The sequence below is a fragment of the Sphingomonas sp. genome (genome assembly GCF_048594985.1).
Classification (GTDB): Bacteria; Pseudomonadota; Alphaproteobacteria; order Sphingomonadales; family Sphingomonadaceae; genus Sphingomonas_I.
In genome coordinates this window covers 1-9,922 of sequence record NZ_JBMDXG010000163.1, presented here as the reverse complement: position 1 = coordinate 9,922, position 9,922 = coordinate 1, and the positions used below count along the sequence as shown (strand labels likewise).

Here is a 9,922-nt window from a genome sequence, read left to right as displayed (position 1 = left end):
CGCGTTGGAATCGTTGAGTTCGGTTTCCCGCGCCTGCGCATACCAGGCATCGAACAGGGCGAACGGGTCGGTCATCGTCATGCCATGTGGAATAGGCGGAACGAGTCCGCATCCCAAGCTTTGAATCGGCCTCGCAACGAGGAGAGCAAGCAATGGCCGCGCGCGCTTACTGGCAGGGACAGATCCGGCTCGCTTTGGTTTCGATCCCGGTCGAAATCTATTCGGCGACCAAGAGCGGCGCGTCGGTCGCCTTCAAACAGATCCACGAGCCGTCGGGCAAGCGGATCAAGTATGAGAAGGTTGCCCCCGGCATCGGGCCGGTCGATCCGGAGGAGATCGTCAAGGGGTTCCAGTATGAGAAGGGCAAATATGTCCTCCTGTCCGACGACGAGATCGAGGCGGTCAAGCTGGAGAGCAAGAAGACGCTGGAGCTGACCCAGTTCGTCGATTCGCACGAGATCGACGCCATCTATTACGACAAGCCCTATTATGTCGTGCCGGCGGACGATCTGGCCGAGGAGGCGTTCGTCGTGCTGCGCGACGCGTTGCGCAAGGCGCGCAAGGTGGGCCTCGGCCAGCTTGCGCTGCGCGGGCGCGAATATGTGGTCAGCCTGAAGCCGTGCGGGCGCGGCATGGTGCTCGAAACGCTCCGCTATGCCGACGAGGTCAACAAGGCGTCGGGCTTCTTCCGCGACATCGGCGACGCCAAGCCCGACGAGGATCTGCTCGACCTTGCGACCAGCCTGATCGACAAGAAGACCGCGAAGTTCGACGCGGGCGACTATCACGACCGCTATGTCGACGCGCTGAAGGACCTGATCGAGCGCAAGCGCAAGGGCAAGACGATCGAGACCGACGACGAGGCCCCCGCCCCGTCGCGCGGATCGAACGTGGTCGACCTGATGGCGGCGCTCAAGCGCAGCCTGGAAAAGCCCGGCGCCAAGGCGGCCAATGACGCGCCGGCGAAGAAAGCGCCCGCCAAGCGGACTTCGGCGAAGAAGACAGCAATTAAGGACGAAAAGGCACCGGCGCGGAAGGCACCGACACGGAAGAGAGCGGCGGGATGACCCACCACCCGTCACCCCTCCGCAGGCAGGGGCCCATGTCCCTCGCCTTCACGGCACCGCCTGTCGCGCTAGAGATAGGCCCCTGCCTGCGCAGGGGCGACGGGCGTGGGTAAGCGCGCCACTCCCGCCAAGCGGAAAAGTGGGGACGCGGCCGCCGACCTGCTCGCGACCTACAACGCCAAACGCGACTTTGCGCAGACCGCCGAGCCCGCGGGCGCACTGGGGTCAGCGGCCGGAAATATCTTCATGGTGCAGAAGCATGACGCGACGCGGCTGCACTGGGACTTCCGGCTCGAACTGGACGGGGTGCTGAAGAGCTGGGCGGTGACGCGCGGCCCCTCGCCCGATCCCGCCGACAAGAGGCTGGCGGTACGGACCGAGGACCATCCGCTCGCTTATGCGACGTTCGAGGGCACGATTCCCAAGGGCCAATATGGCGGTGGGACGGTGATGCTGTGGGACCGGGGCAGCTGGACGCCTACGCCCGGCAAGGATCCGCGCAAGACGATCGAGGAGGGGCATCTTCACTTCACGCTCGATGGTGAGCGGATGAAGGGCGAGTGGCTGCTGATCCGGCTGAAGCCGCGCGGCAAGGAGCGGCACGAAAACTGGCTGCTGCGCAAGATCGCGGACGAATTTGCAGGCGGATCGGGCGACCTCGTAGACCGCTGCCTGACCTCGGTTGCGACCGGGCGCACGATGGCGGAAATCGCGTCGGGCAAGAACGGGGCCGCGACGTGGGACTCGAACAAGCCCGATGGCGGCCTGGGCGACGAGGCGGTCAAGGCCGCCGACGCCGCGCTCCACGTGAAGCCGACCGCACCGCCGAAGCGTAAGGCGCGCGGGAAAGCGGCGGCGCTGCCCGACTTCCGCGCGCCCCAGCTCGCCACCTTAGTCGATCATGTCCCGGCGGGTGGCCAGTGGCTGCACGAGGTGAAATATGACGGCTATCGCGCGCTGCTCGCCGTCGGCGGCGGCGCAGCGAAGGCCTGGACCCGTAACGGGCTCGACTGGTCGGACCGGTTCGCGCCGATCGTCGCGGCGGGCGCGGCGCTGCCCGGCGCGGCGCTGATCGACGGCGAGGTGGTGGCGCTGGACGCAAGCGGGCACCCGAGCTTCCAGGCGCTGCAGGCGAGCCTCAAGGAGGGCTCGGGCGACCTCGCTTATTTCGCGTTCGATCTGCTCGAACTGGATGGGAAGGACCTGACCACGCTGCCGCAGATCGAGCGCAAGGAGCGGCTGCGCACCTATCTCGACGGAGCAGGCGGCCCGATCCGCTATTCGGAGCATGTCACGGGCAGCGGCGAGAAACTGTTCGACAGCCTGTGCGCGGAGGGGCTGGAGGGGATCGTTTCCAAGCGCGCCGACGCGCCTTATCGCGGCCGGCGGACGCAGGCCTGGGTGAAGACCAAATGCCTGCGCCGGCAGGAACTGGTGATCGTCGGCTGGACTCCTAGCGACAAGGGGCGCGGATTCCGCTCGCTCTTGCTGGGGCTGCATGAAGACGGCGCGCTGCGCTATGCCGGCAAGGTCGGCACCGGCTTCGGCATGGCGACGATCGAGGAGCTGATGCAGCGGATGAAGCCGCTCGCGCGCAAGACCGCGCCGGTCACGGCCCCGCGCGCGGCGGTGCGCGGCGCGCATTGGATCACCCCTAAACTGGTCGCCGAGATCGCCTTCACCGAATGGACCGGCGACGGCGTGTTGCGGCACCCGAGCTTCATCGGCCTGCGCGAGGACAAGGAGGAGGCGGACGTGGTGCGCGAGGTGCCGGCCCCCGCGCCCGACGGCGGCGCGAGCAAGCGGAAGCCAGCGGCCGCGCGACGCGCTACGCCAGCCAAGGGGAAGGCACCACCGCCCTCGTCGGGCGTCACGATCTCCAACCCGGATCGCGTCATCTATCCCGAAAGCGGGATCACCAAGGGGCAGCTGGCGGCTTATTATGAGGCGATGGCGGATCCCGTGCTGGCATGGGTGGCGGACCGCCCGATCAGCCTCGTCCGCTGCCCGCAGGGGCGCGCCAAGCATTGCTTCTTCCAGAAGCATGACGCCGGCAGCTTCGGCGACGCCGTCCGGCATGTGCCGATCCGTGAAAAGGACGGGCATGAGGAACCCTATCTCTACGTAGATGATGCGCGCGGGCTGCTGACCTGCGTGCAGATGGGGGCGATCGAATTTCACGGCTGGGGATCGAAGGTCGATGCGGTCGAGTGCCCCGACCGGCTGGTATTCGATCTCGATCCCGACGAGGGCCTAGGGTTCGCCGAGGTAAAAAAGGCGGCGTTCCAGCTTCGCGACCTGCTGGGCGAAATGGGGCTCGCGACCTGGCCGCTTCTGTCGGGCGGCAAGGGCGTGCACGTGGTCGCGCCGCTCGACGCCAGCCGCGACTGGCCGGCGGTCAAGGATTTCGCCAGCCGCTTCGCACAGGCGATGGGTGAGGCGCATCCCGAACGCTTCACCGCCAACATGAAGAAGGCGACGCGTAAGGGCCGCATCTTCCTGGACTGGCTGCGCAACCAGCGCGGTGCCACGGCGGTGCTGCCCTACACCGTCCGCGCGCGTCCGGGCGCACCGGTGGCGGCGCCTGTCGGATGGGACGAACTGGAGGGCATCGACACCGCCGCCCGCTTCACCATCGCGGATATCGACACGCTTCTAGCGCGCGCGGAAAGCGGCGCGCTGGCCAACTGGGGACGGGCGAAACAGGCGCTGCCCGACTTATAGACCGCGCCCGATCCGACGCGCGCTGTCGCACAAGAGTCATATTACACCTTTACGGCGCATGCCATGCGGGGAGCATGGGACTCGGGGGCGGGCATGGCCCGATGCGCGGCGATGCTGCTCGCGCTGACGCCGGGCGTGGCATGCGCCGACGTGATCGAAATCGATTCGGGCGGGACCGCGCATTATCGGAGCGGCGCCGGCGAGGTACGCTGGAGCGACCCGGCGGCCGAGGCCGAGGCTCTCGTCGTCGCCGAGGGAAGCATCCCGCCGGAGGCGCTGACCCCCGCCGGAGCGAACGACGTTCCCGCCGACTATGCCGCAACCGTCGCGGACCTCGCCAACCGCTACGACCTCAGCCCGCGCCTGATCGCCGCTTTGGTCTGGCAGGAAAGCCGCTGGCGGCACGACGCGGTGTCCAACAAGGGCGCGCGCGGGCTGGCCCAGCTCATGCCCGCGACCGCCCGCTCGCTCGGCGTCGATGCCGCCGATCCGCGCGCCAACCTCGAAGGCGGCGCGCGCTATCTTCGCCAGATGCTCGACTTGTTCGACGGCGACGTCGAACGCGCGCTGGCCGCGTACAATGCCGGACCCGGCCGGGTGATGAAGGCCGGCGGCGTCCCCGCCATTCCCGAGACGCGCGCCTATGTCGCGTCGATCGTGGACCACCTCTCGCAATCTCAAAAGAAGGATAACTGACGTGTCCATTCGCATCCGGCGCGTGGCGGCGGCGTTCGCCGCCGCCGCGTCCACCCCCGCCTTCGCCCAGGCGGCGGGCGATCCCCACGGCTCGGGCCCGATCGTCGCCGCGCTCGGCTGGCTCCAGGGCACCCTGCTCGGCAACGTTGCGACCGCCGTGGCGGTGATCGCGGTCGCGATGGTCGGCTTCATGATGCTGACGGGCCGCATGAACTGGCGGTTCGGCGCGACGGTGATCGTCGGCTGCTTCATCCTGTTCGGCGCATCGGCGATCGTGTCGGGCATCCAGTCGACCGCGATGGGCGGCTAAGACAATGAGCCTGCAGCGCCAGCCCGTGTTCCGCGCGCTGACGCGCCCGCAGATGTTCGCGGGCGTGACCTACAGCTATTTCATCATCAACGCCGCGGTCACGACCGAGGCGTTCCTGATCACGCGGAGCTTCCTGGCGCTGCCCGTGGCGCTGATCGTGCACAGCATTGGCTATTTCGCCTGCCTGCGCGAACCGCGCATCTTCGACCTCTGGCTGACCAAGGTCAGCCGCTGCCCCCGCACGCGCAACTGGAAGCGCTGGGGCTGCAACAGCTATTCCGCGTGAGGATAGGGCGATGACCAAATGGATCGGCGCCGCCGCATGGGGCGACAAGGAAGCCAAGGCCGGCGACCGCCTGCCCTATGCCGCGCTCGTCAACGATCGGGTGATCGCGCTCCGCGACGGATCGCTGATGACCGCGCTGCAGGTGCCGGGCCTGTCGTTCGAGACGGAGGATTCGGCGCAGCTCGACCACCATCTCGGCGTGCGCGAAGTGATGCTGCGCAGCGTGCTCGACGCGCGCTTCGTCGTCTATCACCATGTCGTGCGGCGGCGGATCGCGGTCGAGCTGGCGAACGAAATCGCCGATCCGCTCGCGGCCGAGCTCGACGCGCGCTGGCGACGGGCGTTGTCCGACCGCCGGCTGTTTATCAACGAGCAGTTCGTGACGCTCGTTCGGCGCCCGGCGCGCGGCAAGACGGGGTGGCCGGACCGGCTGCGCCGCCTGCTGTCCAAACAAGCCGACGAGGCGATCGATCCGGCCGAGCTGCGCGCGCTGGAGGCGGCGGCGACCGCGCTGCTCGCCGCGCTCCAGCCCTACGGCGCGCGGGCGCTCGGCGGCTATGACGGCGCGAGCGGGCCCTGTTCCGAGCCGCTCGAACTGCTGTCGGCGCTGTATAATGGCGAGATGCGGCCGGTCCGCGCGCCGGTCGACGGCGTCGATCTTGGCCATTACCTCCCTTATGCGCGGCTGAGCTTCGGGCTCGACGCGATCGAGACGCGCGCGCCGATGGGGCAGCGGTTCGCGGGCATGCTGTCGGTCAAGGAATATCCCGACGCGACCAGCGCGGGCATCCTCGACGGGCTGCTGCGCCTGCCGTGCGAATGCGTCCTGACCGAGACGTTCGCGCCCGCCGACCGCCAGATCGCCAAAGAAAGGATCGACCTGGCACTCCGCCGCCTTCGCTCTGCCGACGAGGAAGCGGCCGCCGAGCGGCGCGAGATGATCGGCGCGCGTGATGCGCTGGGCGCGGGGCAGGTCGGCTTCGGCGACCATCATCTGAGCCTGCTGGTACGCGGCGAGACGCTCGATGCGCTCGACGGCGCGCTCGCGCAGGCGGGCGCCGCGCTGGCCGATACGGGCGCGGTGGCGGTGCGCGAGGACGTCAATCTCGAGCCGCTCTTCTGGGGGCAGTTTCCGGGCAACGAATCCTATCTGGTTCGCAGGGCCATGGTATCGACCGCCAATGCAGCGGGCTTCCTGTCACTCCACGGCTTTTCCATCGGGCAGGCGAGCGGCAACCATTGGGGCGACGCGGTCACCGTGCTGGAGACGACCAGCGCCACGCCCTACTTCTTCAACTTCCACGAGGGCGACCTCGGCAATTTCACCGTCATCGGGCCGTCGGGTTCGGGCAAGACGGTGGTGCTCAACTTCCTGACCGCGCAGTCGCAGAAATTCGCGCCCCGCACGATCTTCTTCGACAAGGATCGCGGCGCCGAAATCTTCCTGCGCGGGATCGGCGGTCATTACAGCCGGATCAGCCCCGGCGAACCATCGGGGTTCAATCCGCTGCGCCTGCCCGATACGGCCGCCAACCGCGCCTTTCTGCGCGACTGGTTCGGCAGCCTGCTGACCCCGGAAACGCCGGAGGAGCAGGCCACGATCGCGCAGGCGGTCGACGCCTGTTACGACCACGATCCGGCCTTCCGCCGGCTGCGCCATTTCCGCGAGCTGCTCGGCGGCGGGCGGCGGCCGGAGGCGGGCGACCTCGCCAGCCGGCTCGATCCGTGGATCAATGCGGGCGAGCATGCCTGGCTGTTCGACAATGCGGCGGATGAACTTGATCTGGGCGCCGCCACGCTCGGCTTCGACATGACCGCGCTTCTGGAAAGTCCGCGCCTGCGCACGCCGGTGATGATGTACCTGTTCCATCGCGTCGACGAGCGGCTGGACGGCCAGCCGACGATGATCCTGATCGACGAAGGCTGGAAAGCGCTCGACGATCCGGTCTTCGCACAGCGCATTCGCGACTGGCTGAAGACGCTGCGCAAGCGCAACGCGCTGGTCGGCTTCGCGACGCAATCGGCGCGCGACGCGCTCGACAGCCGGATCTCGGCGGCGATCGTCGAACAGACCGCGACGATGATCTTCACGCCCAACGCCAAGGCGCGCGAGGACGAATATTGCGGCGGCTTCGGCCTGTCGCGGCACGAGCTGGAGCTGATCCGCACGCTGCCCGCGCACAGCCGCTGCTTCCTCGTCCGCCACGCCAACCATTCGGTGGTGGCGCGGCTCGATCTGTCGGGCATGCCCGACATGCTGACCGTGCTGTCGGGGCGTGAATCGACCGTCCGCCGCCTCGACCGCATCCGCGCGGAAGTGGGGGACGAGCCGCGCCGCTGGTATCCTCTGCTGGTCGGCGCGCCGTGGCCTGCCCCGCCCGAGACCGACGAATGGATGGAGGCGGCCGAATGAGCGGCTGCCCCGCCCTCGACCTGACACAGGCGAGCGGCGTCGCGCAGGCGCTTCGCCTGGTCGACTGCCGCGCGGCCGAGGCGACCGGCGTCGCGTTCGCGCGCCTGTTCGGGACGGACGGGGTGCTGCTGCCCGCGCTGACCATCCTGCTCACGCTCTACATCGCTTTCCTCGCGATCGGGCTGCTGACCGGTCGGACGACGCTCGGCCTGTCGGCGCTCACCCCGCGTATGATGACGCTGGGGCTGGTGCTGACCTTCGCCACGTCGTGGGTCGCCTACCAGTCGGTGGTGTGGAGCCTGGCGATCGGCGGTCCCGATCAGATCGCGTCAATCCTGCTGGGCTCGAAAGGATCGGCGACCGACCTGTTCGCCAACCGCGTCGACGTCCTGTTCAACGCCATCGCCGATGCGGCCACCTCAAACGGTGCGCCCGCGCAGGCGCCGGCACAAGGCGCGCAGGCCGCGCAGAGCGCCGCGGCCAGCTTCACCCCGACCGATCTGATGTGGGTATCGGCATTGATGCTGCTGCTCGGCACGGTCGGGGTGCTCGTCACCGCGCGGATCGCGATGGCGGCGATGCTGGCGCTGGGCCCGATCTTCATCATCCTCGCCTTGTTCGGCGGGACGCGCGGGCTGTTCGAAGGCTGGCTGAAGGCGGTGGTGATGCTGGCCGTCGCACCCCTGTTCGCGATCCTGCTCGGCGCGGGCGTGCTCGAACTCGCGGTGCCGGTGGTGCGCGCGCTCAACCAGGGCGGGCAGGTCGACGGACGCACCGTCGCCGTGCTGTTTCTCCTCTCGGCGGTCTACATCGCGCTGATGGTAATGGCGCTGAAGGCGGCCGGGGCGATCGTCGCCGGCTGGCGCCTGCCAGGGTCGGACGCGCGTACCGGACAGGATGCCGGCGGTGGGGCGATTGCCGCCCCCTCCCCGCTCGCCACGGCGCAAGCGACGACCGCCGCCCCGGCCGCCACGTCTATGTCGGCCGCCGACGCCTCGCGGGTGCGCGCGATCGCCGCCACGCTGCCGGCTGCCGCCAATGACGGCGCGAGCGCGGGCGGCGCGAGTGAGCATCGCAGCCGCACGATCATCACCCATGCCGCGCCCGCCCCGGCGCCGGCCTCCTCCCCATCCGTCGCCGATCGCAATCGCGGGCTCGGCAGCCGTTTCCGCCCCGCCGGGGGCGGCAGTTTCAAGGAGAAGCGGCCATGAGGCCGTCATTGCCCATCCTCACCTTACTCTCGCTCGCCGCCGCCTCGGCCGCCTATGCCGCCGACACGCGGATCGTCACGCGCCGCTACGACCCCGCGACCATCGTCACCGTGGCGGGCCAGGTCGGCACGCAGGCGACGATCGCGTTCGGCGATGACGAGCGGATCGAAAACGTCGCGGTGGGCGACAGCACGATGTGGCAGGTCACGCCCAACAAGCGCGCCGACCTGCTGTTCGTGAAGCCCGTCGTCAAGCGCGCGCGCACCAACATGACGGTGGTGACCGACCAGCGCACCTACCTGTTCGACCTGGTCGCCAACGGGGTGTCACAGCCGGTCTACGTCCTGCGCTTCTCCTATCCCGACAAGCCTAAGCCGGTGCAGCCGGTGGTGGTCGCGGTGCAGGCGCCGCCTCCGCCCGCCCAGCCGGACCCGAGCACGCTCAATTTCCGATGGAAAAGCGCGGGCAGCCGGCAACTCGTCCCCACGCGCGTCTTCGACGACGGCAAGGCGGTCTATCTGGGCTGGCCGGCCGAAGTCCCGATGCCCGCCATCCTGGTGCGCGACGTGAAGGGGCTGGAAGGGCCCGTCAATTACAGCCTCAAAGGCGACTATGTCGTGGTCGAAGGCGTGCCGGGGCAACTCGTGCTGCGATCGGGCAAGGAGATGGCGACCCTGACCGTCGAGCCGAGCGCACCGATCCGTACCGCCGCCAACACCGCCACGCAGACGAGCGCCCACTGATGCAGACCAAGTCTCCCCCGAACAGCACCGCCGTCATTCTGCGCCCTGTGCAGGACGTCGATCCGCGCGCCGACATGGATGCGCAGAGCCTGGCGCTCGCCACGCGTAACACCTTCCCGGTGGTGGCGCAACGCCGCGCGAAAAGCGACGGTGCTGGAATGGCGGCGGGCGTCGGGATCGCGCTGCTGCTGGGCGGTGCGACCTTCTGGTCAATGAGCGGGAGCCGCACCCCGTCGCAGGAGCCCGCGCCCGCGCCACAGCCCCCCGCCGTGATCGCGCCCGCGCCGCAGGTGGCGGCCCCGCCCGCCCCTGCCCCCGCCGCGCCGGCCGCGATGGTCCCCGCCGCCGTCCCGGTCGCGCCCGTGCCGAACAGCGTGCTGGGCGACGCGACCGAGCGGCTGCGCGCGCCGACCATGGGGTTCGACGCTAGCGGAGGCACCACGACCGCGCCGGTCGCGGCGGGCGCCCCGAC

The 9,922-nt window shown here is 69.2% G+C and carries 8 protein-coding genes and 2 pseudogenes; 9 read left to right on the top strand and 1 reads right to left on the bottom strand.

Annotation, left to right across the window (positions count from 1 at the left end; all coding sequences use genetic code 11):
* A pseudogene (locus ACOJSF_RS06285) lies at positions 1–75 on the bottom strand (pyridoxamine 5'-phosphate oxidase); the annotation flags it as partial.
* 77 nt (positions 76–152) lie between these two features.
* Here ACOJSF_RS06285 and ACOJSF_RS06280 point away from each other — a divergent pair.
* The 9 genes and pseudogenes from ACOJSF_RS06280 to ACOJSF_RS06240 all read left to right on the top strand — a co-directional run.
* Positions 153–1,067, top strand: a complete 915-nt coding sequence (locus ACOJSF_RS06280; protein WP_420141366.1) for a Ku protein — start codon at positions 153–155, stop codon at positions 1,065–1,067.
* A 105-nt stretch (positions 1,068–1,172) separates the two neighbouring features.
* The gene (ligD, locus tag ACOJSF_RS06275; protein ID WP_420141365.1) at positions 1,173–3,791 is read left to right on the top strand and encodes a DNA ligase D; all 2,619 of its coding nucleotides are present in this window, start codon (positions 1,173–1,175) and stop codon (positions 3,789–3,791) included.
* A gap of 93 nt (positions 3,792–3,884) precedes the next feature.
* The gene (locus tag ACOJSF_RS06270) at positions 3,885–4,487 is read left to right on the top strand and encodes a lytic transglycosylase domain-containing protein (protein WP_420141364.1); all 603 of its coding nucleotides are present in this window, start codon (positions 3,885–3,887) and stop codon (positions 4,485–4,487) included.
* A gap of 1 nt (position 4,488) precedes the next feature.
* Positions 4,489–4,797: a TrbC/VirB2 family protein gene (locus ACOJSF_RS06265; RefSeq protein WP_420141363.1), complete on the top strand. Its 309-nt coding sequence runs from the start codon at positions 4,489–4,491 to the stop codon at positions 4,795–4,797.
* A 4-nt stretch (positions 4,798–4,801) separates the two neighbouring features.
* Positions 4,802–5,083, top strand: a complete 282-nt coding sequence (locus ACOJSF_RS06260) for a type IV secretion system protein VirB3 (protein ID WP_420141362.1) — start codon at positions 4,802–4,804, stop codon at positions 5,081–5,083.
* A 10-nt stretch (positions 5,084–5,093) separates the two neighbouring features.
* Positions 5,094–7,496 (top strand): VirB4 family type IV secretion/conjugal transfer ATPase, encoded by a 2,403-nt coding sequence (locus tag ACOJSF_RS06255; RefSeq protein ID WP_420141361.1) that lies wholly within the window; start codon positions 5,094–5,096, stop codon positions 7,494–7,496.
* A complete protein-coding gene (locus ACOJSF_RS06250; RefSeq protein WP_420141360.1) occupies positions 7,493–8,707 on the top strand; it encodes a type IV secretion system protein in 1,215 nt (404 codons plus the stop codon). The genes ACOJSF_RS06255 and ACOJSF_RS06250 overlap by 4 nt, the downstream gene beginning before the upstream one ends.
* Entirely contained in the window at positions 8,704–9,450 is a 747-nt protein-coding gene (locus tag ACOJSF_RS06245; RefSeq protein ID WP_420141359.1) for a TrbG/VirB9 family P-type conjugative transfer protein, read from the top strand. The genes ACOJSF_RS06250 and ACOJSF_RS06245 overlap by 4 nt, the downstream gene beginning before the upstream one ends.
* Positions 9,450–9,922 (top strand): annotated as a pseudogene (locus ACOJSF_RS06240) (type VI secretion protein); the annotation flags it as partial. The gene ACOJSF_RS06245 and the pseudogene ACOJSF_RS06240, both read left to right, overlap by 1 nt.